The sequence below is a fragment of the Amycolatopsis arida genome (assembly GCF_900115565.1).
Taxonomy (GTDB): domain Bacteria; phylum Actinomycetota; class Actinomycetes; order Mycobacteriales; family Pseudonocardiaceae; genus Yuhushiella; species Yuhushiella arida.
In genome coordinates this window covers 1-26,747 of record NZ_FOWW01000012.1, presented here as the reverse complement: position 1 = coordinate 26,747, position 26,747 = coordinate 1, and the positions used below count along the sequence as shown (strand labels likewise).

The 26,747-nt window shown below is 68.9% G+C and carries 18 protein-coding genes and 2 pseudogenes; 13 read left to right on the top strand and 7 right to left on the bottom strand.

The window, feature by feature from the left end; all coding sequences use genetic code 11:
• Positions 1-392 precede the first annotated feature (392 nt).
• Complete coding sequence (locus tag BM051_RS25685; protein WP_092535800.1) at positions 393-1,229, top strand: MBL fold metallo-hydrolase; 837 nt, start codon at positions 393-395, stop codon at positions 1,227-1,229.
• A gap of 689 nt (positions 1,230-1,918) precedes the next feature.
• Here the strand turns inward: BM051_RS25685 and BM051_RS25680 are convergent.
• Entirely contained in the window at positions 1,919-2,614 is a 696-nt protein-coding gene (locus tag BM051_RS25680; RefSeq protein WP_092535797.1) for a response regulator transcription factor, read from the bottom strand.
• A 141-nt stretch (positions 2,615-2,755) separates the two neighbouring features.
• Here BM051_RS25680 and BM051_RS30110 point away from each other — a divergent pair.
• Positions 2,756-2,884 (top strand): annotated as a pseudogene (locus BM051_RS30110) (M15 family metallopeptidase domain-containing protein); the annotation flags it as partial.
• Between the two features lie 455 nt (positions 2,885-3,339).
• Here BM051_RS30110 and BM051_RS25670 read toward each other — a convergent pair.
• Entirely contained in the window at positions 3,340-3,885 is a 546-nt protein-coding gene (locus tag BM051_RS25670; protein WP_092535794.1) for a TetR/AcrR family transcriptional regulator, read from the bottom strand.
• 154 nt (positions 3,886-4,039) lie between these two features.
• On the opposite strand from BM051_RS25670, the gene BM051_RS25665 reads away from it, so the two are divergent.
• Positions 4,040-5,215 (top strand): cytochrome P450, encoded by a 1,176-nt coding sequence (locus BM051_RS25665; protein ID WP_243859337.1) that lies wholly within the window; start codon positions 4,040-4,042, stop codon positions 5,213-5,215.
• Positions 5,209-5,850: a class I SAM-dependent methyltransferase gene (locus BM051_RS25660; protein ID WP_243859335.1), complete on the top strand. Its 642-nt coding sequence runs from the start codon at positions 5,209-5,211 to the stop codon at positions 5,848-5,850. Before BM051_RS25665 ends, BM051_RS25660 begins: the two co-directional genes overlap by 7 nt.
• A 41-nt stretch (positions 5,851-5,891) precedes the next feature.
• Here the strand turns inward: BM051_RS25660 and BM051_RS25655 are convergent.
• Both BM051_RS25655 and BM051_RS25650 read right to left on the bottom strand, forming a co-directional pair.
• Positions 5,892-6,218, bottom strand: a pseudogene (locus BM051_RS25655) (rhodanese-like domain-containing protein); the annotation flags it as partial.
• Positions 6,219-7,026: 808 nt separating this feature from the next.
• Complete coding sequence (locus BM051_RS25650) at positions 7,027-7,626, bottom strand: RNA polymerase sigma factor (RefSeq protein ID WP_092535788.1); 600 nt, start codon at positions 7,624-7,626, stop codon at positions 7,027-7,029.
• A 475-nt stretch (positions 7,627-8,101) separates the two neighbouring features.
• Here BM051_RS25650 and BM051_RS25645 point away from each other — a divergent pair, with 475 nt between their 5' ends.
• The 4 genes from BM051_RS25645 (at position 8,102) to BM051_RS25630 (ending at position 13,754) form a co-directional block, all read left to right on the top strand.
• Positions 8,102-8,416, top strand: coding sequence for a hypothetical protein (locus BM051_RS25645; RefSeq protein WP_092535785.1), 315 nt, complete (start codon positions 8,102-8,104; stop codon positions 8,414-8,416).
• Between the two features lie 88 nt (positions 8,417-8,504).
• The gene (locus BM051_RS25640; protein ID WP_092535782.1) at positions 8,505-8,786 is read left to right on the top strand and encodes a hypothetical protein; all 282 of its coding nucleotides are present in this window, start codon (positions 8,505-8,507) and stop codon (positions 8,784-8,786) included.
• A gap of 217 nt (positions 8,787-9,003) precedes the next feature.
• The gene (locus BM051_RS25635; RefSeq protein WP_134046016.1) at positions 9,004-10,224 is read left to right on the top strand and encodes a hypothetical protein; all 1,221 of its coding nucleotides are present in this window, start codon (positions 9,004-9,006) and stop codon (positions 10,222-10,224) included.
• Between the two features lie 260 nt (positions 10,225-10,484).
• Positions 10,485-13,754 (top strand): AfsR/SARP family transcriptional regulator, encoded by a 3,270-nt coding sequence (locus BM051_RS25630; RefSeq protein ID WP_092535776.1) that lies wholly within the window; start codon positions 10,485-10,487, stop codon positions 13,752-13,754.
• Positions 13,755-13,795: 41 nt separating this feature from the next.
• On the opposite strand, the gene BM051_RS30105 is transcribed toward BM051_RS25630, so the two are convergent.
• Both BM051_RS30105 and BM051_RS25620 read right to left on the bottom strand, forming a co-directional pair.
• Positions 13,796-13,984, bottom strand: coding sequence for a hypothetical protein (locus BM051_RS30105; RefSeq protein ID WP_243859333.1), 189 nt, complete (start codon positions 13,982-13,984; stop codon positions 13,796-13,798).
• A 1,325-nt stretch (positions 13,985-15,309) separates the two neighbouring features.
• Positions 15,310-16,113: a trypsin-like serine protease gene (locus tag BM051_RS25620; RefSeq protein WP_092535773.1), complete on the bottom strand. Its 804-nt coding sequence runs from the start codon at positions 16,111-16,113 to the stop codon at positions 15,310-15,312.
• 318 nt (positions 16,114-16,431) lie between these two features.
• Between BM051_RS25620 and BM051_RS25615 the strand changes: the two genes are divergently transcribed.
• On the top strand, positions 16,432-18,378 hold the full coding sequence (locus BM051_RS25615) for an FG-GAP-like repeat-containing protein (protein WP_092535770.1): 1,947 nt from the start codon (positions 16,432-16,434) through the stop codon (positions 18,376-18,378).
• 15 nt (positions 18,379-18,393) lie between these two features.
• On the opposite strand, the gene BM051_RS25610 is transcribed toward BM051_RS25615, so the two are convergent.
• On the bottom strand, positions 18,394-19,353 hold the full coding sequence (locus BM051_RS25610) for a LysR family transcriptional regulator (protein WP_092535767.1): 960 nt from the start codon (positions 19,351-19,353) through the stop codon (positions 18,394-18,396).
• A 643-nt stretch (positions 19,354-19,996) separates the two neighbouring features.
• Between BM051_RS25610 and BM051_RS25605 the strand changes: the two genes are divergently transcribed.
• The 4 genes from BM051_RS25605 to BM051_RS25590 all read left to right on the top strand — a co-directional run.
• Positions 19,997-20,308 (top strand): hypothetical protein, encoded by a 312-nt coding sequence (locus BM051_RS25605; protein ID WP_092535763.1) that lies wholly within the window; start codon positions 19,997-19,999, stop codon positions 20,306-20,308.
• A gap of 728 nt (positions 20,309-21,036) precedes the next feature.
• Entirely contained in the window at positions 21,037-24,018 is a 2,982-nt protein-coding gene (locus tag BM051_RS25600) for a DUF2961 domain-containing protein (protein WP_208325879.1), read from the top strand.
• A 129-nt stretch (positions 24,019-24,147) separates the two neighbouring features.
• Positions 24,148-25,803 carry an FG-GAP-like repeat-containing protein gene (locus BM051_RS30400; protein ID WP_280522177.1) on the top strand — a complete coding sequence of 552 codons (1,656 nt, stop codon included), beginning with the start codon at positions 24,148-24,150 and terminating at the stop codon, positions 25,801-25,803.
• A gap of 55 nt (positions 25,804-25,858) precedes the next feature.
• On the top strand, positions 25,859-26,747 hold an 889-nt coding region (locus tag BM051_RS25590), incomplete at its 3' end, for an FG-GAP repeat domain-containing protein (protein WP_143095728.1).

Here is a 26,747-nt window from a genome sequence, read left to right as displayed (position 1 = left end):
CACGACAGGAGACCATGAATGAACGACACCAAGCCGCAGACCACGGAAGGAAAGGTGCTCCGGCACTTCACGATGTCGCTGGACGGCTTCGTGGCGAGCCCGAACCACGCGATGGACTGGATGGTCGGGACAAACCGCCCGGGCCTGGAAGGCGAGTACGTCACGACCACGGGCGCCGTGCTCGGGGGTAGGGATGGTTGGGACATCGCCGCCACGAGCGGGGGCCGCCCCATACGGCGGCGACTGGGACGGACCGATCTTCGTGCTCACCCACCACCTCGACGACGCGAGACCCGCCGACGGAGTCACCTTCCTCGACTATGACCCCGCGGAGGCGGTACGGACCGGGCGTCTCGGACGGCGGTGCAAACTACAAGCGGAGGAGGAGCCTCATGCTGACGCAGGTTGCTGAGGGTGTGCTGATCCACCAGAGCGAGTCGCTCCGGAACAACACTGTTGTCGTGCAGGGCCGGGCCGGCGTGTTGCTGATCGACCCCGGGATCCGCGGCGATGAGATGGTCTGCCTGGCGAATGACCTTCGTAAGTTGGGCCAGCCCGTTGTAGCAGGCTTCGCGACGCATCCTGATTGGGATCACGTGCTCTGGCATCCCGAACTTGGCGAAGCGCCTCGTTACGGGACAGCCCGCTGTGCGGCTGCTATGCAAGATCTGCTGGCGAGCGCCGGATGGAAGGCCCGCGTTTCCGAGGGGTTACCGCCGGAAATCGCCGAAGAGGTACCACTGGACCTGTTCGGCCTCATTACGGGTCTGCCTGTTGAAACTGCGCAGATTCCTTGGGATGGCCCTCAAGTCCGCATTATTGAGCATCCGGCGCATGCCCCGGGCCATGCGGCACTGTTGATCGAAGAACGCGGGGTTCTCGTTGCCGGCGACATGCTCTCTGATGTGTTCATTCCGATGCTCGACGACGTGAACAGCACCAATGACCCGATCGAGGACTACCTCGTCGGGCTGCGACTGCTCGAAGACGTGGCGGACGACGTTGATGCCGTCGTCCCGGGTCACGGATCCGTCGGCAGAGCTGGTCAGGTAAGCGCAAGGATCGAACAGGATCGCGCGTACGTACATGCCCTGCGTGCCGGGGATGTTCCCGAAGACCCGCGGATCGGCTCATCGGCCGAGCCTGGCTGGGAATGGGTAAGCGACATACACGCAGGGCAGTTCCAGCGCTTCGCGCAAAGAAGCGAGCGCGACGAGACGCCCGGCTAGCGACCCCTTGCGGACGTTCCAGCGGGAACGCGTTGCCCGTCACCGATCCGCCTGTGGAGCAGCAGTTGATCCAGATCGAAGCCATGTGAGCACTGTTGTCGCTGGCGGAACCGCATCCGGGCACCCCGTGATCAAGTCAGCGTGCCCGGTAATCACGCGGCAAGGTCCCTCCCGGCGCAGCACCGCCAGTACGTGCCCGACCGCGCCGACCAGCGCGGCCAGCCACACCAACCCGGACAGCGACTCGTCCTCGCCCGGCAGCCGCCCGGCCAGCTCGGCCACCGCCCCCACCGGCCACCAGCCAGCCCGCCACCACCACGGCGACGGTGGCGGCCAGCCACCGCGCTGACCGCGGCCGGCCCACCAGCCGCGACTGCTGCCACAACAGCACCGTGTCCCGCTAGAAGAACGGCCCGCGTCGGCTTCCGTGCGATACCGGCGGCCTGGCAGTCCTGGCAGGTGCAGGTGGTCGGCCCAGGCAGGCTCGCCGAGCCCAACGCGCTGCCGGACGGCAGCAGATCACCGACCAGGTGGGTACCGTCGGTCAGGACGGCGCGGCATCCGGCTCGCCATAGCGGGGCCGCGGGCAGGCACAGTCGACCATCTCGCAGGCCACGGCCCCGGTGCTCAACCGCGCGGTGTGGAACAGTCTGAGGGTGAGTTTGAGGCGAACGCTCAGCCCAGGCGCCCTATCCACGCTCGCCTCCCGCACGCCCGGTGTCTGGTTGGGTGTCGATGCGGTAGCCGACGCCGGGCACGGTGGCGATGATCCAGGGTTCGTCGAGTCGCTTGCGTAGGGCCGAGACCGTGATGCGCACGGCGTTGGTGAACGGGTCGGCGTTCTCATCCCATGCCCGCTCCAGGAGCTCTTCGGCGCTGATGACACCACCCTCGGCGGCGACGAGAACTTCGAGCACGGCGAACTGCTTCCTGGTCAGCGCGACGTAGCGGCCATCGCGGTAGACCTCGCGGCGGAACGGATCCAGCCGCAGACCCGCGATCTTCCGCACCGGCGGCCTGTTGTACGCGCGCCTGCGGTCGAGTGCTCTGAGCCTGAGCACGAGTTCTCGGAGTTCGAACGGCTTGGTGAGGTAGTCGTCGGCTCCGAGCTCGAACCCGGAGGCCTTGTCGTCGAGCCGGTCGGCAGCGGTCAGCATCAGGATCGGCATGCCGCTGCCGGAGGCGACGATGCGTTCGGCGATCTCGTCACCGGAGGGCCCGGGAATGTCGCGGTCGAGGACGGCGATGTCGTAGGCGTTGATGCTCAGCAGCTCCAGAGCGGTGTCGCCGTCACCGGCGATGTCGGCCGCGATCGCTTCCAGGCGCAGCCCATCACGGATGGCCTCTGCCATGTAGGGCTCGTCCTCGACGACCAACACACGCATGCTCTCGATGCTACGAGCCGGAGCATATCGTCGGCATATCGAGAACCACGTACGTGCTGGCAACACCGCGCTCCCTTGTGACTGGCAGCATGAGTCGAATCGCATCAGCACGAACAACGACCCGCCAACCTCGACCCCGATCTGCTCCAGGCCCTGCGCGAAGCGGCGACGGATGCCGCTGCCGACGGCGTCGAGTTCTACGTCAACAGCGGCTGGCGTTCACCGGAGTACCAGAATCGGCTTCTTCGCGAGGGGGTCTCGCAGTACGGCTCTGAAGAGGAAGCTGCCCGATGGGTCGCCACCGCGGACACGTCCGCTCACGTGTCGGGGGGGACGCGGTCGACATCGGGTCTTTCGATGCCACGGCGTGGCGGTCGGAGCATGGCGCCAGGTACGGACTGTGCCAGATCTACAGCAACGAGCCCTGGCACTACGAACTGCGCCCCCAGGCGATCGGTCGTGGTTGCCCACCCATATATGTCGCGGCATCGGCGCGCGCACCGCGCACCGGTTCGCCCAGTATGGCGCCAAGGTCGCCGTGAACTATCTGCGCGATCACACCGTCGAGTACCTCGACATCTGGCACAACCGCCGGGCGGCGCCACAGCCGCCTCGGCGTGCTCCATGGTCACCCCGGTAGAGCTCGAGAACGCGACCACCGTGGCAGGAGATCCAGCAACGCCACTCCGCGAAGCCCGGGGCAGATCGCGTCGTAGCCGCGTTGTTCAGTCGGTGTGGGCGGCCTGGATGACGCCGTGGATGGCGCGGCCGATGCGTTCGGCGGCGCCCTCTGGGTCGGGTTGGCCGAGGTCGAGCCAGGCGATGACGGCTTCGAGGGTGAAGGTGGGGACGACGTGTGCCGCCCAGTCCCGCCACGGGCCCTCGGGGATCGCGGCGCCGAGGTGTCGGTGTGCGACCTCGGTCGATCCGGACCGGATCGCGTCGACCACGTCGCGGAACTCCGGTTCCCGGGCCGCGTGCCGGAACAGCAGCCGGAAACCGTCGGGGTCCGCGGCGGCGGCACGGATCAGCGCGGGCAGGCTGGTGCTGTCGAAGTCGTCGGTCCCGACGGTGTCGGCAAGTCGGGTACAGGCGCGGTCGAGCACGGCGCGGTAGAGCTCGCTCTTCGAGGCGAAGTGCCGGTAGAGGATCACATGGGTGACGCCGGCCTCGGCGGCAACGTCGTCGAGGCCGGTGGCGGCGAATCCCGTGCGGGCGAAGGCACGGGTGGCCGCGTCGAGGATCTGCTCGCGCCGCTCGGCGCGTGGCATGCGCCGGGCACGCTCGGGTCCGCTCCCCGACCTTCGTCGAGCGGGTTGCCCGGCGTCTGCCACCACAACGACCTCCCCTTGCTCAAGGCAGACTATACGAGTATTTTGTTTAAGTAATCTTATACAAGATGGCTTGGACTTGATGGAGGTCGTCATGGTCGCCCCCGTGCAGTTGCCGTTCGAGCAGTCGGATCCGCTGCGGGTCGCGCCGCTGCTCCGCGAACTTCAGTTCCGCGGCCCGGTCCACCGGGTGCGCACCGCCGTGGGTGACGAGGCGTGGCTGGTCACCGGCCACGCCGACGTGCGGCGGTTACTGGACGACGACCGGCTCGGCCGTTCCCACCCCGCCCCGGAGACCGCGGCCCGGACCGGCGAGTCGGCGCTGTTCGGCGGCCCGCTCGGCGACTTCGGCACCGAACAGGCCGACCACGCCCGGATGCGGTCCCTGCTACGGCCCCACTTCTCGCCCCGGCACATGAAGGCACTGCGATCCAGGGTGGAGGTCCTGACCGCCGGGCTGCTGGACGAGATGGTCGAGCACGGATCGTCGGCGGACCTGCACGCCGCGGTGGCGCTGCCGTTGCCGATCCTGGTGATCTGCGAACTGCTCGGCGTTCCCTACGAGGACCGCGACCGGTTCCGCGCGTGGACCGCCGACGCCGCCAACACCCGCGACCGCGCCCGATCCGAACAGGGGTTGGGAGAGCTGTTCGGCTACGGCCTCAGACTGGTCGCCCGCAAGCGGACCGACCCCGGCGACGATGTGATCTCCCGGCTCTGCTCGACCGACGGGGTGTCCGACGCCGAGGCCGCCGGGTTGTCCATGGCGTTGCTGTTCGCCGGACACGAGACCACGGTCGTGCAGATCGGCCTGGGCGCGCTGCTGTTACTGGCCAACCCGGAGCAGTGGCAGGCCCTGGTCGACCGGCCCGACCTGGTGCCGGGCGCGGTGGAGGAGATCCTGCGGGCACCCGGCAGGGGCGGCGGCGGGATTCCCCGCTACGCGCGCACCGACCTGGAGATCGAAGGGGTCGTCATCCGGGCCGGGGACCTCGTGCTGCTGGACAACGGCGCCGCCAACCACGACCCGGCTGTGTTCGCCGAACCCGACAGGCTGGACATCACCCGCTCGGCCGCCGCCCATCTCACCTTCGGGCACGGCGCGCGGTACTGCATCGGCGCACCGCTGGCCCGCATTGAGCTGCAGGTCGTGTTCTCGCAGCTCGCCCGCCGGTTCCCCACATTGGAACTGGCCGTTGGCGTGGAGGAGTTGCGGACGCGTCGCGACGTGCTGACCGGCGGTGTGGTCGAGCTTCCGGTGCGGTGGTGATCGGCATGTCGATGCGGCATCCAGTCTTCGCGCGGCTCTACCCGATGATGGGCCGGGCGATGGAGCGGGGCGGTATGGCGGAACGCCGGCAGGCGCTGCTCGCGGGCGTCACCGGCGAAGTGGTGGAGGTCGGCGCCGGTGACGGGCTCAACTTCGCACACTACCCGTCCACTGTCACGCGTGTCCTGGCGGTGGAACCGGAACCGCGTTTGCGGCAACTCGCCCACGCCGCGGCGGGGCGAGCGGCGATACCGGTCGAGGTCGTCGACGGTCTCGCCGAGCAACTGCCTGTCGAGGACTCCACTGTCGACGCAGCCGTCGTTACCCTCGTGCTGTGTTCGGTGCGCGAGCAGGAGGCGGCGCTGCGGGAGATCCGCCGGGTACTCAAGCCGGACGGGCAGTTGCGGTTCCTCGAACACGTCCGGGCCGACACGCCCGGCCTGGCACGTGTCCAACGTGTCCTCGACGCCACTGTCTGGCCGCGGCTGGCGGGCGGCTGCCACACCGGGCGCGACACCGTCGCCGCGATCGAGCGGTCCGGCTTCGCCATCGAGCGGCTCGACCGGTTCCTGTTCCCCGGCGCCCGCACGCCGAGTTCCTTCCACATCCTCGGCACGGCCGTACGCCGGAGCTGAACTCGGCGGGCCACCGGCAGATCGGCCAGCCGCCATTCGAGCATGCCGTCGACCAGTCGGCGGGCCGTACGTCCGTGGGCGGTGAGCAGTCGGACCGCGTCGTGGGAGAACACGCAGTACGCCCCGCGGCGGTAGGCGACGATCTCCTGATCGACCGGGAGTTCGGCCAATCGCTCCGCGAGTTCGTCCAGCGGGATCGACACCGCGCCGCGGATGTGCCCGGCGGCGTATTCCTCGCGTGGGCGCACGTCGATCACGATGGCGCCGCCCGAGCGGACCCGGCGTAACAACTCCTCGCGGGTGTCCTGCTCGGGTGTGGGGTCCGGCCGCGGTGGCCGGAATCGGTGCCGAACCCGGCAGTGCAACATGGACAAGAACATGAATTCTTCTCAGTGCCCTCGCCCGTGGCACTGTTCGGTGTTCGACCGCGTACTTGCGTCCCGTCGAATACGGCGCGACGCTTGTCCCGCCCGGTCACACCATTGTCCATACCCCCAGATGGCGACGACCGGGCGAGGAGCGGGAGTGCCGGGTCGGACGCGGCTCGGCACTCCCGTTCGGCTCCTGGCTCGGGCAGCGGTCTCACCGATCCGCAGGAGAGTTCCATGTCGTTGATCCGCGGGGCGCCGAGCGTCTTGCGGATAGCCTCCATGTCGAGCGCCGAGTCGAGGGTCGTCATACGAGGCAGCGGCCCGGGACCGTGGTCGGCGGTCGGCCGCCTGGCGCCGCTGACCGGCCGCGACCCCGTACCCGCTCGGAAGCGGGAACTCTTCCGCAACGAACGCGACACGTTCGGCGCCGCCGGGTTGCGACCCCTGCCCTCGGAGGTGGTCTCTCCCGCGAGAGCGGCGCAGTGTTCCATGCAACTATTGACAATTTCCGCCACTACTACGGCCTCGGCCACGAGCTCGGCCACAGCTTTCGGTCCACCACCTCGCGAACCCCGGGGGATGGTGCCGAGCAGCCAGGTCAATCGGCTCCAGCGAACATCTTCCCGACAACCGAAGCAATCGAGTGAGACACCACGGTCGCGGGTAGCACAGCGTGTCGCCCGTGGTCCTCATGCCGTCCGTGCCTCGACTCCCGATGTCGTCCTGTCTCGAACTGCCCGTGCTCGAGTTTGCGCCGCTCGCCAGTCGAACAGCGTTGCCTGTTTCGTCCGCCGGTCAGCCCGTGCTACTGGGCCCGGCGGCCCATCGCGCCTCGCGCCTTGCGCCTTGCGCGACTCGCGGTGCTCTCGGTAGCCCGCCGGCTCGACCCCAAACGGCGCGCGAGTTCCTCGTGGCTCACTCCCTGTTGCAGTCCGAACAGCACAATGCGTTCGCGTTCGGTCAACCTGCCGCAGCGCGCCATCAGCCACCGGGCCTCCTCGCGGTCGACCACGGTCTCCTCCGGCCCGGGGCGCGGAACCGGCAGTAGCCGCGGGTCGGCGGTCACGGTCCGCAGCGACACCTGGCGACGCCGGTCGTCCACGCACAGCCGGCGGACGACCGTGAGCAGGAACGAGGTGAGCCGGTCCAGATCCAGGCCGGGGTGGCCGGCGGCGCGCAGGAAGGCCTCGTGCACGATGTCCTCCGCGTCCACCGTGGCACCGAAGCGAGTAGCCGCCCGAATCAGGCCGGGCCGCAGCCGGAGACACTCCCCCCAGAAGTCTCCGGCCCGGGTCCGCCCATCCTCGTCACCGTCATCGCCACCCCTGCTCGACACGCTCTTCCCTCTCTCGACAAGGCTTTCGTGCCGAGAAGCCACGTTCGCAGGTCCCGCCGATCGGCCCATACCGCCGTTCGTGCCCGAGGGCGAACAGGGACGGCGACGTAGGCGGCATCGTGCCCGCGATGGTGAGAACAAGCTGTTCGACCGCCCGCTTCACGCGGTCGAACAAGGCGCTCGGCCAGTGCGGTTTCCTCGACCTCCACCGTCGGTTAACGTCTCCGGCCGGCAGGGGGCAAGCCGGAGACGCCAACCGAAGACGCTCCCCCAGGAATGGAATCGCGATGAGCCTCGAGTTGTAAGGAGACAAGAGTTTGGACCAGCTGTCGCGGCTCATCGCGCGGCGCCGTGGTCGTGGTCACGTCACAGTTCGAGCACAACGTGTACCGGTACCGGGAGCCAAGAACGTTCCGCACGCTGTCCATGGACGTCGGGCACCTGTTGACCACCGCCGAAGTCCTCGGAGCGGCGACGAAGACCCCGGGTACGGCTGGGACGCGGGTCTCGCGCCGGTCGACGAAGGCATCGAGAGGAACGGAAGATGAGCGTCATCCTGACCACCTTTCGCCCAGTGCCTCCCGGCGCGATCGACTACGCCGAACAGTCCCCCATCGAGGTGTCGTCGCCCGCCCACGGCAGGCGGACCCGGTTGTCCCGGCGGGCGGCGTCGGAGTACCTGTACCGGGGAGAACGGGCGGGCGAGAGATCCGCGCTGCTCGGCGGAACCGGCCCGTGGGAATCCGGGCGCCGCCACTGGTTCAGGCGGAACTGGGGATGGGCGGCCGCCAACTACCTCGCCTCGCGCCGCGCCCGCCTCGCCGATGGCCCAATGCGGCTGCTCGACAGCTTCGCGTGACCGCCGCGCCGTTCGTGCCGCGCGATCCCCTCGCTCACCTCGTCGTCGGTGACGAGTCCGTCGCCTCACTGGCGGCGAAGGGCTTGACATGGTCGCGCTGGCCTGTCCACTGCTGTCCGGCGCCTACTACTGGGGCGTTCGACCGCGCGTGCCGAAGCAGACATCCGCCGAGCTCGGCGTGAACGTGGTGGCCGTCGCGGCGGTCCAGCTGCCCACCGCGATCCTCGGCCGGTCCATCGCGGGCCTGACCGGCGTCGTCGCGTCCGCCCTCGGATGCTGGGCGTGCCGCCTGGCGGTCAGTCCTGCGATGGCACGGCGGATCGAACGCCGCCGTCACGCCGGACTCGGGAGCGCCGGTGCGAGGCGATGAGACCGACCCCACGGGCGGGAGGGACCCGAGGAAAATCGCGCGCCGATCCCTGGATGGGGCATTCCGGCGATCAACCCACTGGCTTCGCACCTTCCGCCCCTTCACCGCCTGGCTGGAAGGACTGTCCCCGCACGGCCCGTTCGTCGGACAACTCGACATCGCGGCCACCGAGCTGCGCCGACTCGGCAGGGAGATCGGAAGGATCCCGGAGTCGTCGTTGACGGCCCCCCAGCGAATGATGCTGTGGCAGGTGGCCGCGTGGACGCGAACCCAACGGAAGTGGTTGGCCACCACCGTGACGTCGGGTTCCGCGGTCCTGGAGACGGTCCTGCTCGGCTGCGTCTGCCTGGAGGAAGACGACGAGAACGAACTCGACCCTCGTCTCGTCGAGGACTACCTCGTGGGACTGTTGCGGTCGACGGACCCAGAGGCGCGGCGACCAACAATCACTCCGCGCGGCCGAACGATCCTCCGCCTCGCCGCCCGACACGGCCTGCGCCGCCTGGTCGACGAGCTCGACCGCGGTCTCGTCGAGCATCCGCCACTCGGCACCATCCACGCACCCACCCCGCCAGGGGTTCCGGACCTCAAGCCACAGGTCGTCGTCGACACCCTGCTGCGAGCGGTCCGCGAGCACGCCGCGGCGAGCGGTCGCTCCCACCGCTCCTCCCCCAACTTTCGGCGACTCGTGGCCGACGGCGTGCTCGACGTCTCGGCCACCATCAGCTATCTCGCGGACCGGCTCAACCCACCCTGGCTCGCCGACGGTCTGCGACTGCCTCGGATCCGCCGCGGCGGCCCCGCCGCCACGTTGCTGGCCCCACACGCGTTCTTTCGGTACGCGAAAGGCGCTGGTGACGTGTTCCACCGGCCCGTCCCGATCGACACGACCGGCGACCCGGACCGCGATCTCCGCGCCCAGGTGCTGATGATCGCGCACGAGGTCCTTCCCGGGCACGCGCTGCACCACCAGCAGGCGGTGTCGAGCCTGGGGCTGGAGCACGCCGCGGTGCTCCGGGACGGGCACGGCGTCGAGGGGTGGGCGGTGTGGGCCGAAGGGCTCGTGTCGGTGTCCTTACCCGAGATGGTGGAGACCGTGCTGTGGTTCCGGGTGAAACGGCTGCTGCCACTGGCGATGGCCGCCCTGCGCCACCACCGAGGCCACGACGCGGCACGCCGGCTGCTGGTCGAGGTGGCGCGCGCGTCCCCCACGCTGTTCACCGCCGCCCCGGCCGGACACCAACTCCGCGTCACCAACGGCGCGTACGGAGCCGCCTACCTCCGCACCCTCGAACTCCTCGGAGAGCCGGTGAACTGGACGGCCCCCCGCGCGAACCGGGCCTGGCTGCGCGCCTATCTCGGCGCCGGCGGCATGAGCCCGGAACGGTCGGCCGTGGTCGCCGACGTGATGACCAATCCGGTGACCTTCCACAACTGAGCAGCGAGTGGTCCTGCGAGTCCGTGGAACGGACGAGTGTTTGGAAGGACTGAAAAAGCCTCCAGCACACCGCACCACTGCCCAACCGGCACCGACCCGAGACTGTCGGCACGACGATCTACCCGCGGCAGCACTACCACTTCGGACCAGTGCACGCAGCACTTTTCGCTGGGCGATATCGGGACCGCCGCGGCCGAAACCTCGTATAGTCGAAACCTCGCACAGTGCGGCGAGCGCAGGGCGTCGCGGGGAGAAGACGGATGACTACGGGCACGAGGTTCCGGGTGCTAGGGTTGCTCGAAGTCGACCATGACGGTTGCCGCATACCGATATCCGCGGGAAAGCATCGTGCTCTGCTGGCGACGTTGCTTCTCCGTGCCAACAGAACCGTCACTGTCGCCGAGCTGACCGAGCGGATCTGGCGCGCCGCACCGCCGGCGGACCCGAAGGGCACCATCCAGAAATACGTGATGCGACTACGGCAGGTTGTTCCGGACAGCCGGATCCGGACCGAACCCGACGGGTACCGGATCGAGGTGACCGGTGATCAGCTGGACCTGCTTCGCTTTCAGGAACTGATCTTCGCCGCGGACCGGGCAGCCGTCGTCGGTGACTCGACCACCGAGGCCGCGCTACTGCGGGACGCGCTGGCGTTGTGGCGCCAGACGCCGCCCCTGCCCGATGTTCCTTCGGAGTGGGTACAGCAGGCCGAGGTGCCACGCCTGACCGAACTGTACCTCCAGGCAGTCGAGCGCCGGATCGAGTTGGACCTCGCCGCCAACCGGCACAAGGACGTGGTCGCGGAACTCGCGGCGCTGGTCCAGGACTACCCACTGCGGGAACGGTTCTGGTCGCAACGGCTGCGGGCGCTGTTCGGCGCGGGGCGACAAGGCGAGGCGCTCACCGCCTACCGCGAGGTGGTCGCGCTCCTCGCCGGCGAACTCGGCATCGCCCCCGGGGCGGAACTGCGTGCCGTCCATCAGCAGATCCTCCGGGGTACGGCCGAGGGCGGCACCCGCGACGTACCACGGAACCCACCCGACTCGGCGTCCGCGGGCCACCGCCCGCAACACCACCTGCCGATGTCGATCACCGGGTTCGTCGGCCGGAGGACCGAGGTCGAGCAGGTCGTGAACGCACTGAGCGCGCCCGGCTCGGGTGGCCTGCCCGAGCTCGTGGTGATCACCGGCCCCGCGGGAGCCGGGAAGACGACGTTGGCGGTGCACGCGGCTCACCAGGTGGCGCACCTGTTCCCAGATGGACAGTTGTACGTGGACATGCGCGCGCACGCCGACGCCGTCGCGTTGAGCGAGTCCGAGGTGTTGGGTCATTTCCTGCGCAGCCTCGGGGTCACCCCCGACGAACAGGCACTGACGCTCGACGACCAGATCGCCACCTACCGGACGCTGTTGGCGGGCCGCCGGATCCTCGTTGTGCTGGACAACGTCGCCGACGCGACACAGGTACGTCCGCTGCTGCCGGGCTCGCCGGGCTGTGCCGTCATCGTCACCAGTCGCCACGAGCTCACCGGACTCGCGGTTGTTCCCGGTGGCCGGTTCCTGTCCCTCGGGATGCTGTCCCCCACCGAGGGGCACCAACTGCTGGCCAGCATGCTGGGCGAGCGCCGAGTGTCCGCCGAGCCGGACGCGGTGCGGGCACTGGTGGACGCCTGTGGCGGGCTGGCGCTGGCCGTGCGGTTGGCCGGCGCACATTTGTTGCTCCATTCCGACCTGGGCATCGGTGACTACGTCGAGCAGCTCACGGCGGCGAGCCCGGTTCAGAAGCTCCAGGTCGACGGCGACGAACAGGCCAACCTGGCAGCCGCGTTCGACTGGTCCTATCGCCGGCTGTCCCCACCCCAGCGCAGGATGCTGCGGTTGCTCAGCCTGGTTCCCGGGCCCGACATCACTCCGCTGTCCGCGGCGGCGCTGATGGACATCAGCGGGTCCATGGCTTCGGAATACCTCGAGCAACTCGCCGCGGCGAGCCTGCTGACCCGCCGCGGCGCGGGACGGTTCGGTGTGCACGATCTCGTTCGCGCCTACGCCGCGGACCGGTGCCGAGACGAGGAGCTGGTTCGGGAACTGCACCAGGCCAAGCTGCGACTGATCACCTGTTACATCGCCGCGGCCGACGCCGCCTCGACCCGGTTCCTTCCGCTGACCAGGCTTTCGCGCGCCGCCCTGGATCCGCCTCCGGTCGCGGGTGAGGCGACGATGGACGACCTCGACGACAACCACGCGTCGATGGTGGCCGCCGTCCGCGAGTCGGCCGACGGCGATCACCCGGAGCTGACCTACCACCTCGCGGACGCGCTGCGCGCGTACTTCATGGTTCGAGGACACACCGTCGACTGGCTGACCGTGGTCGAGATCGGCCTCGGCGCCGCCCGACGCGACCGGGCCGACGAGGCGATCGCCGCGATGCTCAACAGCAAGGGAGCGCTCCGGTACCACACCGGCGACACACAGCAGGCCGAGGACTGCTTCCGCGGCGCTCTGACGATCTACGAGCGCCTGGAATCTCCGGTCGTGCACGACGTGCGGGTCAACCTCGGAATCATTGCCGGGGTGAGTGGTGACCCGCGGCTGGGCGTCGAGTACCTGACGTCGGCGTTGGCAGGTTATCGCGAGACCGGTGATGTCACGGTGGAGCATCGGACCCGCGAGAACCTTGTGCTCGCGCTGCTACAGAGCGGTGAGCTGGAACAGGCCGGCCGCGAATGTGTCGTGCTCGGTGGCGTCGGCTCTCGGCCGGACAGGTATCGCGCGCTCGGGATGGCCGGGCTGGTGGCGCAACACACGGCCGACCTGCGGGCGGCGGCGCGTCTGTTGACCGAGGCCGCGGAGGCGTCAGCCGCCCACGGTGACCACCGCACCGAGATCTGTCTGCGCACGGCCGTCGCGGCCTGTCAGCTGGAGATGGGGCAGGTGGACCAGGCGATGCGCCTGGCCAGCACGAGCCTCGAATGGGCCCAACGCGACGACCGCCGCAGCGTGGCGAGTGCGGAGACCATCCGCGCGGGTGCACTCCGCCGGGCCGGCCGGATCGCCGAGTCGCGAGCCGGGTACGTCCGTGCCCTGCGTGAGGCCCGCCAGGCACGACATCGCGACCAGGAGTGCGAGGCGCTGATCGGTTGGGCGGAGCTCGAACTCGAGGTACACCGCCTCGACGACGCGACGGCCAAGGCGCACGAGGCCGTCCGACATGCTCGCCGACCACGGCGCCCACTCCGGCTGACGCACGCACTCGCGGTGCTCGCCGCGTGCCATCGCCGTGACGGTGAGCTGGGCCAGGCTCGCGAGGCCGTCGACGAAGCACTCCGAACGGCCCGGGCATGCCGCTACCGACTCGGCGAGGCACGGGCACTGGCCGAGCTGGGTGAGGTCGAGTGGGCCGAGGGCAACCGTGCCGACGCCGTGCGCAGCTGGCGACTGGCCGAGACCCTGTACACCCAGATCAGCTCGGACCGAGGCCGCACGATGGGCAGGCGTATCGACGAGCTCACCGACCAGGACCCTGCGAGGTAGCTTCGGCGCACCGTGTTCGGTGCCACGGACAGTCGGTTCACTCAGGCGTGCATCCGCCCGTCCGGATCCGGATTCCGGCGCTGCAGCTGGTCGGCCAGCTCGTACCAGGCCCGAGCCGTGTCCGACGCCAGTTGGATGACCGCATGGAGGCAGTGCGGCGGCAGGTTGTCGATGATCCTGGCCCGCTCATCGGACCCGGCGGGTGCCGCCTCCAGCCAGCGAAGCAACATCCGGCCTGCCTCGGTGCACCGCAGTGAAGGATCGTTGCGGAGGCTCCGCAGGACGACGGCTCGATCCGGATCCACTCCGGAACGGGACCGCGTGGCCGGCGCCGACGTCGGGGGCCGCGCCTGGAGTGGAACGGGATCCTTACCCGACAGCAGCCGCTTCCGGACGTCGTGGGCCGTCGACACCGACACGCCCGCGCCTTCGCGATCTCGCGTAACGAAGCCCCTGGGCGCTCCGCCATGACCGTCCTCACCCTGCGGCGGCCTTCGGCACTGTTGGTCGGCCGTACCCTGCCGTCCTTGCCGATTCTGCCGTCAACCCGCGCCATGGACTCGGTCGACCGTTGCCTTATCCCGGCGACCGTCGTCGGCGCGAGGCCGGTCGCCGTGGCGATCAACCGGTCGGACCAGTTCGGGTGCGACACCACGATTCGCGCCGCCGCCTCGGTCCGCTCGGCCAGCGAGAGGGGCAACCCGCGGGTGACGTTCGCCTGGACCGCGAGTACGAAGGCATCCATCTCACCACCCTCGTAGAAGCGCACCTCGATCTCGGTGGAGCCCCGCAAGGCCGCGGCACGGAGCCGATGCATTCCATCGATCACCCGCATCGTCGGCCGGTGCACCACGATCGGCGGCAGGTCTGTTTCCGCGTCCGCCAGGAGCCGGACGTGGGCGAGGCTCTCCCCGTTCCGGCGAACAGAGATCGCCGGGGCCAGCAGCGCCATCAGCGGGACCGTCTCCACCGCCAGCATGTCGAGTCCCGACCAGCCACCCGTCGCCTCCACGCGCTCCTCACCAACCGCCGCACCATCGTCGACTTCCTCGACTCGCTCCATCCGCTGCCTCTCCCGCCCGGACGGCGACCCTGCCGCCCACTCGCCCCCAGGACCCTTGCCCACGATCCGGCCGTCGGTCGGAACACCTCGCTCGACGCTGACATCGCCGGAGAGGGTGAGGGCAGTGTGACTCACCTCACTGCCATTCCACTGCCACTCCGCGGGCCGTGTGAATCTGTCAGAGGCCGGTCCGTACGGCGAGCACGGCCCGTCGCACGCGGTGGTCGCTGCCGCTCTTCGCCATCAGGTTGCCCACGCGTGTCGTGCCGGTGGTGATGACGAGGTGTGCGCGCTGGGCGATCTCTCCGTCGGAGAGCCCGGCGCCAACCAGCGCGAGTACCTCGGGAGGAGGCAGCCGCCTTCCGGCGGCCCGCGGTGACGCCCACCCGGCGAGTCTTGACTCCCATGGCGACGGTGAACGGACGGCGTGGCCGCCACCCAACAACCACGGACTGCCACGCTGTCCGACTCCGCCGTGCTCGGCTCGGCTCGCTAGGGCAACGTCACGTAGGTGCCGAGGAAGGCCCGCGCCGACCGGCTGTCGAGTCGGTAGGTGTGGTTCCTGGCCACGCAGAACAAGTCGCCCGTCACCGTGATGGACACGACGATGTCGGTCTCCTGTGCTCCGGCACCGAGGAAGTGCGGCCCGCCGGAGTCGCCACCACAGGTTCCGCCGTCACCGGTGTGCGGGTTCTGCGACAGGCGCAGCCAGGACTCGTTGAGCGCGCTGAACTCCGACACCGCACGCCAACGGGCACCGTCATAAGGCTGGGCCGGAAAGCCGCCACCGAACTCCGCCTCCCGGACGCCGTAGCCCACGGCCGTGAACCTGTGGCCGTTGAGCGTGCCGGCCGACTTCATCCGCTTCAGCAGGTCGGCGGACGGCAACCGGGCGGGAGTGATTCCGGTGATCGGCTCGTCGAGGACCACCACGGCGATGTCGTGCGGATCCGACTGCACCCGGCCGTACTCCGGATGCCCGTAGAAGGTTCCTGAGTAGAGCGTCGTCGACGAGGACACCGGGTCGACGTCCTGGTCGAAGGAGACCCACACTCGGTTGTCGCCGCCCCGCAGAAGCGGGGAGCAGTGTGCCGCGGTGAGAAACACTGTCGGTGAGATGAGTGCCCCCGTGCAGGCGTGCTCGACCCCAGGACTGTCGGGATTCCAGTCGAACATCAGCGCGCCCACGTTGCGGTGCGTGTCGCCGTCCGGCTCACCGTAGACGATGGCGTGCGCGACAGCGCTGGACAGCATCAACCCGAGCACGACCGAGAGGACCAGAAAAATACGCTTCATTGCTTGTCCCTTCACTGAGGCGAACTGTTCTAACACTCCCGCATTCTGCTGTCTACAACGGATTGCCGCGCGGGCACCCGAAACTGAATCACAGTAGGCGGAACGTGTGCACTGGTGCTCACGGTGTCACCGGCAGCGTCCCGCCCCCGCTGTCGGTGACTCCAGGAGAAGGTGCGACGAGCACAGCCAGCTCCCGCAGGTCGCCCGGCCATGGAGCCGAACGGCGTATTGACGGTTCGGACGGCTCTCTCACATTCTCTGGGCAACCGATTACTCGGCGCCTGCTGGTGTCGCCATGTCGTGCGGAGGCGGTGCGGAATGAACAGAGCCGTACACGGACTGTTGGTGGCCGTGCTGATCGTGGTCTCATCCCTTGGCTCGGCGGGAACCGGTGTGGCCGCGCTGGACGTCCCCGCCCCGCCCGAAGCCGGAACCGCACCGCAGGCACCGGGGTTGGCCGCGGAGCTGCCCACGGTCTCCGCGGGCACGTTCTTCCGGGTGTACGACCCCTCCGTCGGCGAGACCCAGCGCTGGTACTACAACGACCACACCATGATCCGGGACGTGGCGACGGGGACCTGGCATGTCTATGCCATCACGCATCCCGAGCCGGCGAACCCGTTGGACGAGAAGAACTTCGGCCATGCCACGGCACCGTCGCCGAGTGGACCGTGGACCAAGCGCCCGTTCGCGCTGACCGCTGACCCGGCCGCCGGGGAGAGCCACATCTGGGCGCCACACGTGATCTACGACAACGGCCGGTACTACATGTTCTACGCCGCGGGCACGCCTGACCACGCGGCGTACCGGATGCACCTCGCCACGTCCACCGATCTGAACACCTGGGTCCGCAGCTCGGCGAATCCCTTGTTCACCGACGGGTTCGACGGCCGGGATCCCATGGTGACCAAGGTCGGGACCCAGTGGGTGATGTACTACACCGCCACTCGTACCCCGCAGGGCGGCAACCACCAGGTCGCCTACCGCACGAGCACGGACCTGACCCACTGGAGCGGCAAGCAGGTTGCCTTCGAACACCCGCGGGCGGGCACGGTCGGCGGTCCGACGGAGTCGCCGTTCGTGGTGTGGCGCGGTGGCTGGTGGTACCTGTTCATCTGTTGCGACTCCGACTACAAGGACACTCGCGTCTACCGTAGCCGGGACCCGTTTCGGTTCTCGGTGAACGACCTGGCCGGCCGGATTCACACCCACGCCGCCGAGGTGGTGACCGAGCCGAGCGGCACCACCTGGGTCACCGGAGCGGGATGGGGGCAAGGCGGGCTGTTCCTCGCTCCGCTCCGGTGGTCGTCCCCGCTCGCCGGGGTCTTCACCGGGTCGTCCGCGGACTTCACCGGCGACGGCCGGGACGACGTGGTGACGTTCACCCACGGTCCCTTGGCGGACGTGTACGTCGCCGTGTCCACCGGCTCCGGATTCTCCGGCAGTTCGAAGTGGCACGACTTCTTCTCCCTCGACGGCGAGACTCCGCTGACCGGAGACTTCGACGGTGACGGCAAGGACGACATCGTCACCTTCACCCACGGTTCCGGTGCCGATGTCTACGTCGCCTTGTCCACGGGTACGGGCTTCGCCGTGGCGCGGAAGTGGCACGACTTCTTCTCCCTCAACGGTGAGGTCCCCGCCGTCGGCGACGTCAACGGCGACGCCAAGGACGACATCGTCACCTTCACCCGCAACGACCTCGCCGACGTCTACGTCGCGCTGTCGACCGGCACCGGGTTCACCGCGTCCGCGAAGTGGCACGACTACTTCGGGCTCTCCGGCGAATCCCCGGGAGTGGCCGATGTCAACGGTGACGGACGAAGTGACATCGTCACGTTCACCCAGGGAGCGAACGCGGACGTCTACGTCGCGTTGTCGACCGGCACGGGGTTCACGACATCCACCAAGTGGCACGACTTCTTCGCGGTCGGCCTCGAGTCACCACGACTCGGCGACTTCAACGGCGACGGTGCGGCCGATATCGCGACGTTCACCAACAACGGGGACGGCGATGTGTACGTCGCGCTGTCCAACAGGACCGGCAGGTTCACCGACACCGGCACGAAATGGCACGACTTCTTCGCGTTGACCACGGAGTTTCCCTACGTCGGCGACTTCGACGACGACGGCCGAACCGATCTCGTCACCTTCACCCACAACGCCGGCGCGGACGTCTACACCGCACTGTCCACCGGCAGTGGTTTCGGACCCGGCGTTCGGTGGCACGACTACTTCGGCCTACCAGGGGAGACCAGCCTCTGATCCGCACAGCGTGGCTCACGAGGCGAGCTCGGACCGGGAGTGACGGCTGAGCCATTGCCGGTAGGGCCGACTGCGGCGGACGGCGGCGTCGTAAGCCCCGGTCGCGGCCGAGACGACCTGGTCGGCCATGGCGGCGATGGGGCCGGCGGTGGCCCAGATCAGGGAGTGCCGAACACGCAGTGGCGACCCCACGATCGCGCGGACGGCGATGCCGGGTGTGGCGCGAAAGCTCGCCTGTCCGATCCCGATGGCGTGACCGGAGGCGATGAGGTCGCGCGCCCCGCTCGCGTCCGCCTCGTGAGCGAGCCGGGGCCGGAAACCGGATGGGGCGCACGCTTTGTCCAGGGTGTCGCGCAGACCGTTGTCGGCCAGCGGTGGCAGCACCCACGACGCGTCCCGCAGATCGCTCAACTCGAGCTCCGCCCGCTCGGCCAACGGACAGTCCGCTGGAAGGAGGACGAAGGCCGGCTCCACGGCGATGACTCGGCGCTCGATGTCGGCGGCCAGCCCCACCGGGTAGTCCACGTACTCCAGCAATGCCGCCAGCTCCAGACTGCGATGGGCGACCAGGTCGGCCAGCACGAGCGACGACGGTTCGGTCCGCATACTGACCGCGGTCACCGAACGGGACGCAAGGCGCTGCAGGAGCCCGGCCATCAGCGGGCCCGGCACCGCGCCGTACCGCAGCGGCATGGCGGCCGAGAAGCCCGCGGCATACCTGCCGGCTTCGCGGTTGAGCTCGTCAACGGCCGGCAGCACCAGTCGTGCCTTGGCGAGCACGAACTCACCGAGCGGGGTGGCCACGGCTCCGTGCCGGCCCCGGCGGAACAACTGCCCTCCGAAGTGCCGCTCGATGCGCTGCAGCTGAGTCGTCAGTGCGGGCTGGGACAGCCCGAGTGTGGCAGCTGCCTTGCTCAGGCTGCCCTCGGTGGCGATCGTGTCGACGGTTCGCAGATGGCGAACGTCCATTTCCATCGGGAAAGATTAGGTAAGGGTGGGACTGGCGTCAACGAACTCGGTCCGCAAGAGAGTGGCGTGGCCGCACGAACACTTTTCTGGCGATACTCCCGAGATCGGCTGTCGTCGGAAGACGAACAACGGCACGAATGAACGGCGGTCGTCTCCGCAGCTTCCACTACCTCTCACACACCGGGTCGACCACCCGCGACACCTCCCCGAGCCGATCGACCGGTTCGTGATCACCGAGACGGACGCACTGAGCGACGACCGGAAGAGCCCTGCCGAAACGTCAACCGCGTACATCGTTGTCGGCCACTGGAACTCGGTCACTCGACCCCGGGTCCGCGGACGTGTCCGGTCGACCCGGAAGGCCGGGTCACGTTCACGTAACGATGCGAGCCGTTCGAGTGACCGGGACGCTCAGTCGAACGGCGGCGTGCCGGGGCTCGGGTCGCCTGCCGTTCGATCGTGAGCTGTTGCGGTTGGACCCACAGATTCCTAACTCTGTCCAGCGCAGAACCGTAGATCCATGAGGAGTCAGGAGTAGTGACGAATGTCGTCAACCGCGGTCGTACCGCCGATGGTCGTGCCGGGCGGAACAAGATCGTGGACACGGCGTTGGATACCACGGGGATGACGGGGGAACCACCGAGCCCTCGTGGCGAGGAACGCGCTCAGGTTGGTGATGCTGTCCCACGGGCCGCAGAAGCCGTTCGGCTGGTTCGGTGGTGCGGGCTTGGCGTCCATTCTGGACTTCGTGTCGGCCGCGGAGATCCCCGCCGCCGCCACTCCCCCGCTGATCGCCGGGTTCGCCGGCCGCGTGGCGGCCTTCTGGATCAGCGCGGCGATAATCGGCGCCATCTTGACCGTCCACCTGCCGATCGGGATCTTCATGAGCTGGTCGGACCGCTCCGCGGAGAAGGATTCGAACACCATCGCGTGGCCGTCGGACTGGCCGTCGTCGTGCTGATCAAGGGTGGCGGGCGCCTACGCCCTCGATCGCCTTCTCGGCACGAGCTGGTCGCGGCCAGGAGCCGAACGGCGACCGAGGGGCATCACCATGACCCGCGGCGGTGCTCGGACGGCCCCAGCCCGCCGTCCAACCGGTCCACATCGGACCGCCTGGTGCAGCCAGAACGTAGTGGAGCCAACGATGTACCGCGGTCGCGAGTCTGCGGCGTTCGAGTCGCGGTTGACATGTTCGCAGCACCGGGAAACCGGACCTTTGCGACGAACGGCGTATTGACGTTGGATTCCCACCATCTCACACTCTGTCGGGTAAACGATTACCCAGTCGTTCCCTGCCCTGCCCGGCCAGTGTCGCTCACCGCTGCCATCGCTGCGCCGGCCGACTGGAAGGCGGCCCTGATGCGGTGCTTCCGGATAGCTGTGCTCGGTCTTGTGCTTGGTGTTTCCCTGGTCGTCGCGCCCAGCTGGTCGCCGGCGACTCCCACGGCGGTGGGCGCTCCACCGGCCGAACCGCCCACGGCCACGGCCGCGGGCGGAAACGGTCCGGTGGGCTGGGATGTGTATCGGCGGCTGGACCTGTTGCCCGACCTGGCATCGGGGTCGCAGACCAAGCAGTTCTCCAGCTTCGGCCGCGACGGAACCAACAACGACGGCTTCACGGGTGCGTTCTCGTGTCTGCGCGGAAACGGGCCGGGATGTGTTCTCGCCGAGGATCGTGGACCCGGTGAGGTGAGCTCCATCTGGTTCACCCGAGACGGCGGCGACGTACGCGCGACCGGCACGATCAGGGTGGTGCTGGACGGCGTGACCGTGCTGAACGCCAACCTCCAGAGCCTGGTCAACGGTGATCTGGGCGCGCCATTCGTGTGGCCGTTGGTGACCAACGCCGACCAGACCTCGGGCGGGGTCACCATCAAGGTACCGATGCCCTATCGGGACTCGATGCTGATCACTACCACGAACAACCCGCGGTTCTACCATGTGACCTACCGTGAGTTCGCGGACACGGGGGGAGTCGGCCGGTTTAACCCGGCCGACCCTGCCCACGATGTGGTGCAGAAGCTGCGCTCGGCCGGGCGTGCCGATCCGAAACCGGCCCAGCCGGGTGCCACCACGAGCACGGTGACGGTGTCGCCGCCCGCGGGCGGTGCGGCAACGGTGACCGAGCTGGCCGGTCCTGCCGCGATCACCGCGCTGCGGATCCGGGTACCCGACGGTGCGGCGACCGAGGGCACGCTGGCCGGCCTGCGGATCAGGATGACGTTCGACAACCGGACCACGGTGGACTCCCCATTGGGCGAGTTCTTCGGTGCGGGACTCGGGGAACGCGACGTGCGCTCGTTGATGTTCGGGATGGATGCGGCGCCGGGTGGCTGGTACAGCGCGTGGTGGATGATGCCCTTCGCGGCATCGGCGCGAGTGTCGTTGGTCAACACGACCGGTGGCGGCGTCTCGGGAATCCAGGCACAGGTCTCCCATGCACCGAACCCCCGGTGGACCGCCGAGCTGGGTCCCACTGGAACGGCGGGACACTTCACCACTCAGTCGTTGCGTGGGGAAACCGCTCCGGCGCGGGACTGGATCGTGGCCCAGCAGAGCGGCCGGGGACGCTTCGTCGGCGTCACCCAGGTCGTGCGGGCCCGCAGCACCGGCGGCGTCGGCTGCTGCAACGGCCCACGGGGCTATCTCGAGGGCGATGAGCGCGTCCACGTGGACGGCTCCCTGAGCCCCCAGCTGTACGGGACCGGCACCGAGGACTACTACGAGTCGGGCTGGTACTTCAACCGGGGCGAGTACAGCGGGGTGTTCACCGGTAACACCGGCCACCGCGTCGGCTCCGGATCGTGTGCCATCGAGTGCGACAGCATGTACCGGCTGCAGATCGGCGATGCGCTGTCCTACAACTCCGGGCTGCGGTTCGGCATGGAACACGGACCGCAGAACGATCTTCCGGTCGAGGAGAGCTCCACGGCCTACCTGTACACCAAGACCGAAGCGAGCATCCGGCACACCGACACCGTCGTCGTGACCGACGCCACGAGCCGCACCGCCCACGGATACACCGAGACCGGCGCGGCCACACAGTACTCCCTCGTCGGCGTCTACGAGGGCAACGACGACTCCGACACCGTCGCCGCGCCCGTGCGGGCCACCGGCGGAGCCGTCAGCTTCCGCCTGGCCGTGGACCCAACCAACCAGGGCGTGCGGTTGCGCCGCACCGGTGACCAGGCCGAGGCCTACCAGTCGGTGTCGGTCAACGTGGATGGCGCGGCCGTCGGCACGTGGGTTCAGGCACTGGGCAACCGGTTCCAGCGCTGGCTCGACGACGACTTCACACTGCCCGCACGAGTCACCGCGGGCAAGTCGGTGATCACCGTACGGCTCACGCCGACCGGGGGCTCGGCCAGGTGGACCGCGGCGAAGTACGGCGCGCTCAACCTGGTCCCCCCGTTCGTGGATCGAACGGCACCGAGCCGGGTGGAAGGCCTCACCGTCGCTGCCGGGCGCGTCCACGCGATCCCCTTGACCTGGCGTGCTTCCGGCGACGACGTCGGCGTTGCCCAGTACCGGATCCACGCCTCGACCGATCCCTCGGTTCCGGTGACCGCCGGCACGCTCGTCGGCACCAGCACCACCCCCGGATTCCGGCACGGACCGTTGCCGGCCAACACCACCCGCTACTACCGAGTGGTGGCGGAGGACCACAACGGCAACACCGGACCGGCCTCGGCCGTGGTGAGCGCCCGGACCCGGTCCCGGGCCGCCAGTGACGTGAACGGCGACGGCCGGGACGACGCCGTGCTGTTCACCCAGGGCGACGCCGCGGACGTCCATGTCGCGCTGTCCGGCGGGTCCTCCTTCGGCGCCCGGCAGAAGGCCCACGACTTCTTCTCGCTCACCGGCGAGGTGCCCCTGACCGGTGACGTGAACGGGGACGGACGGGCGGACATCATCACCTTCACCCGCGGCACCAACGCCGACGTCTACGTCGCGCTGTCCACAGGGGCCGGCTTCGGTCCTTCCAGCAGGTGGCACGACCACTTCGCCCTGGGCACCGAACACCCCGAGGTCGGCGACGTCAACGGCGATGGGCGGGCGGACATCATCACCTTCACCCGCGGCAACAGCGGCGACGTGTGGGTGGCGCTGTCCACCGGCGCGGGGTTCGGGCCCGGGCTGAAGTGGCACGACAACTTCGGTTATGGCGCCGAGCGCCCCGCTGTCGGCGACTTCGACGGGGACGGCCGGGACGACGTCGCGACGTTCACCGGAGGTAGCGCAGCCGACGTCTACGTGTCGCTGTCCAACGGCGTCGCGTTCGTGGAGGAGGTGTGGCAGTGGCACACCCACTTCGCCGCCGGTACCGAGCTGGCCGGTGCGAGCGACGTGAACGGCGACGGCCGCGACGACGTCGTGACCTTCACCCGTGGGGAGACGGCCGACGTGTACGTGTCGCTGTCCGACGGAGGCAGGTTCGTCCAACAAGGCTGGAAGTGGCACGACTACTTCGCGGTCGGTGAGGAGGCCCCCGGCCTCGGCGATGTCAACGGTGACGGCCGAGCGGACGCCATCACCTTCACCAGAGGGACGCCCGAAGCCTCCGACGTCTACGTCGCCACGTCCACCGCGTCGTCGTTCGGCTCGTCGGCGAAGTGGCACGACGACTTCGGCTCCTTCGCGGAAGTCCCCCGCCCCAGCCTCATCCGGTAGCGGCCGGAACCCTCCGCACGGCCGACCGGCGTCGGCCGGACTCGCCACCTGACCCAGCCCTTCCCCTGCGTCCCCACCGAGAGGCAGTCAGTCATGACCCACCACCCTGCCCTACCCCGTCCACATCGGATGTTGCTGGTCCCGTTGCTCGCGACGGGGACCGTACTCGCCGCCACCGCCGGCTCAGTGCAGGCGCAGCCGCTCTGGGCGGACGACACTCCGCGGGCCGGGATCACGGCGGCCGGGCCGCGGCCGGACTTCCGGGCGCCCTGGCCGTGCGGACAGCAACGGCAGTACTACCACCATGCCAGCGAGGTCGTGAACGCGATCGACTTCAACCTTCCCGGGTCGCAGGACCTGGGAACTCCGGTACTGGCCTCGGCAACCGGCACCGTCAGAGACGTGGTGCGTAACCACGCGGGTTACGGCAACTACGTTCGGGTCGATCACGGCGGTGGGTGGACCAGCCTCGTCGCGCACCTGAACAGCATCAGCGTCAGCCGAGGACAGGTCGTCCCGGTCGGGGCCGAGCTCGGCAAGGTCGGCAGCACCGGGAACTCCACCGGGCCGCACCTGCACTACGAGCAGGAGGCCGACGGCGCGAACCAGCGGATCGTCATCGACGGAATCGCCCTCCGGTACAGCACCACGGCGTCGTATCACACCAGCCGCAACTGCGGTGGTAGCGGAAGTGTCCTGTTCGGCGGTTCACCGACCGACTTCACCGGCGACGGCAAGGACGACATCGTCACCTTCACCCAGAACTCGTTGGCCGACGTCTATACCGCGCCGTCCACGGGAACCGCGTTCGGAGCCGCCGTGAAGGCCCACGACTTCTTCGCGCTGGCTGGCGAGACTCCCCTGACCGGTGACGTCACCGGTGACGGTCGCGACGACATCGTCACCTTCACGCACGGCCCGGCCGCCGACGTCTACGTGGCGCCGTCGGCGGGGCTCACCTTCGGTGCCTCGGCCAAGTGGCACGACTTCTTCTCGCTCAGCGGTGAGGTGCCGGCGGTGGGTGACGTCAACGGCGACGGCCGGGACGACATCATCACCTTCACCCGCGGCTCGGCCGCCGACGTCTACGTCGCCCTGTCCACCGGCACCGGCTTCAGCCCGAGCACCAAGTGGCACGACTACTTCGCGGTCGGCGCCGAGTTCCCGGCGGTGGGTGACGTCAACGGCGACGGCCGGGACGACATCATCACCTTCACCCGCGGCCCGGCCGCCGACGTCTACGTCGCCCTGTCCACCGGCACCGGCTTCAGCCCGAGCACCAAGTGGCACGACTACTTCGCGGTCGGCGCCGAGTTCCCGGCGGTGGGTGACGTCAACGGCGACGGCCGGGACGACATCATCACCTTCACCCGCGGCCCGGCCGCCGACGTCTACGTCGCCCTGTCCACCGGCACCGCCTTCGGCGCCGGGACCAAGGCGCACGACTACTTCGCGGTCAACGCCGAGCAGCCCCGGGTCGCCGACGTCAACGGCGACGGCAGGGACGACATCCTCACCTTCACCAACGACCCGGCCGCCGACGTGTACGTGGCGTTCTCCGACGGTGCCACGTTCGGGCCCGGCGCGAAGGCGCACGACTTCTTCAGCCCGGCCGGTGAGTTCCCGTACATCGGTGACTTCGACGGCGACGGCAAGGACGACATCGTCACCTTCACCCACAACCACCTTGCCGACGTCTACGTCGCCCTGTCCACCGGCGCCACCTTCGGACCGGGCGTGTTGTGGCACGACTTCTTCGGCCTCGCCGGAGAACGCGCTTTCTGAGCCAGCCCCACCATCGCGAACCACCGCAGGATCCCCGAAGCCGAAAGGACACCCCATGGACGAACATCGGCACCTATCCAGACCCCGCTGGAGGCGGGCCACGCTGGCCCTCGGCACGATCGTCGCCATCGCGGTGACGACGCTCTCGGGAACTTCGACGACGGTGAGCGCACAGGACGGGACTGCCACGCCCACCTCGGATGTCGGCCCGCTGGTCTGCCCGAGCATCCCGACCACGCATGATCCCAACGTCATCAAGATCGTTTACAAGGTCGGTGTCGACCGCAACGTCTCGGACAAGGTGATGCTCGCCGGCTTCGAGGCGGGGTGGGTGGAGTCCCGGATGAACAACCTCCCGTGCGGGGAGGACGACTCACTCGGCGTGTTCCAGCAACGGCCGAGCTGGGGTTGGGGCACGCCCGAACAAATCATGGACGTCGCCTATGCCTCCACCCAGTTCTTCAGCCGCGCGCAGACCAACGAGCCCCGGTATCCCCACTACACGGCAGGGCAGCTGGCGCAGAGCGTGCAGCGCTCCTGCTGCCCGGCACGGTACGACCAGGCGGAGACCAAAGCTCGTGCGCTCATCGAGGAGGCGCGCCGCCTCGTCAACCCGACACCCTTCACGGGTTCGTCGGCTGATTTCAACGGTGACGGCCGCGACGACGTGGTGACCTTCACCCAGAACAACCTGGCCGACGTGTACGTGGCGCTGTCCTCGGGCACCGAGTTCGTCGGAAGAGAACAGAAGTGGCACGACTACTTCGCCCCAGCCGGCGAGACACCACTCACCGGCGATGTCAACGGCGACGGCAAGGACGACATCATCACCTTCACCCACGGCCCGGCCGCCGACGTCTACGTCGCCCTGTCCACCGGCACCGGCTTCGGCCCCGGCGTCAAATGGCACGACTACTTCTCCCCCAGCGGCGAAGTCCCAGCCG

What these genes read in the sequence shown, in the direction of transcription:
- BM051_RS25685 (WP_092535800.1), top strand. Translation starts at nt 393, where the DNA reads ATGCTGACGCAGGTTGCTGAGGGTGTGCTGATCCACCAGAGCGAGTCG.
- BM051_RS25680 (WP_092535797.1), bottom strand. Translation starts at nt 2,614, where the DNA reads ATGCGTGTGTTGGTCGTCGAGGACGAGCCCTACATGGCAGAGGCCATC.
- BM051_RS25670 (WP_092535794.1), bottom strand. Translation starts at nt 3,885, where the DNA reads ATGCCACGCGCCGAGCGGCGCGAGCAGATCCTCGACGCGGCCACCCGT.
- BM051_RS25665 (WP_243859337.1), top strand. Translation starts at nt 4,040, where the DNA reads ATGGTCGCCCCCGTGCAGTTGCCGTTCGAGCAGTCGGATCCGCTGCGG.
- BM051_RS25650 (WP_092535788.1), bottom strand. Translation starts at nt 7,626, where the DNA reads ATGGGCCGATCGGCGGGACCTGCGAACGTGGCTTCTCGGCACGAAAGC.
- BM051_RS25645 (WP_092535785.1), top strand. Translation starts at nt 8,102, where the DNA reads ATGAGCGTCATCCTGACCACCTTTCGCCCAGTGCCTCCCGGCGCGATC.
- BM051_RS25640 (WP_092535782.1), top strand. Translation starts at nt 8,505, where the DNA reads ATGGTCGCGCTGGCCTGTCCACTGCTGTCCGGCGCCTACTACTGGGGC.
- BM051_RS25630 (WP_092535776.1), top strand. Translation starts at nt 10,485, where the DNA reads ATGACTACGGGCACGAGGTTCCGGGTGCTAGGGTTGCTCGAAGTCGAC.
- BM051_RS30105 (WP_243859333.1), bottom strand. Translation starts at nt 13,984, where the DNA reads ATGTTGCTTCGCTGGCTGGAGGCGGCACCCGCCGGGTCCGATGAGCGG.
- BM051_RS25620 (WP_092535773.1), bottom strand. Translation starts at nt 16,113, where the DNA reads ATGAAGCGTATTTTTCTGGTCCTCTCGGTCGTGCTCGGGTTGATGCTG.
- BM051_RS25615 (WP_092535770.1), top strand. Translation starts at nt 16,432, where the DNA reads ATGAACAGAGCCGTACACGGACTGTTGGTGGCCGTGCTGATCGTGGTC.
- BM051_RS25610 (WP_092535767.1), bottom strand. Translation starts at nt 19,353, where the DNA reads ATGGAAATGGACGTTCGCCATCTGCGAACCGTCGACACGATCGCCACC.
- BM051_RS30400 (WP_280522177.1), top strand. Translation starts at nt 24,148, where the DNA reads ATGTTGCTGGTCCCGTTGCTCGCGACGGGGACCGTACTCGCCGCCACC.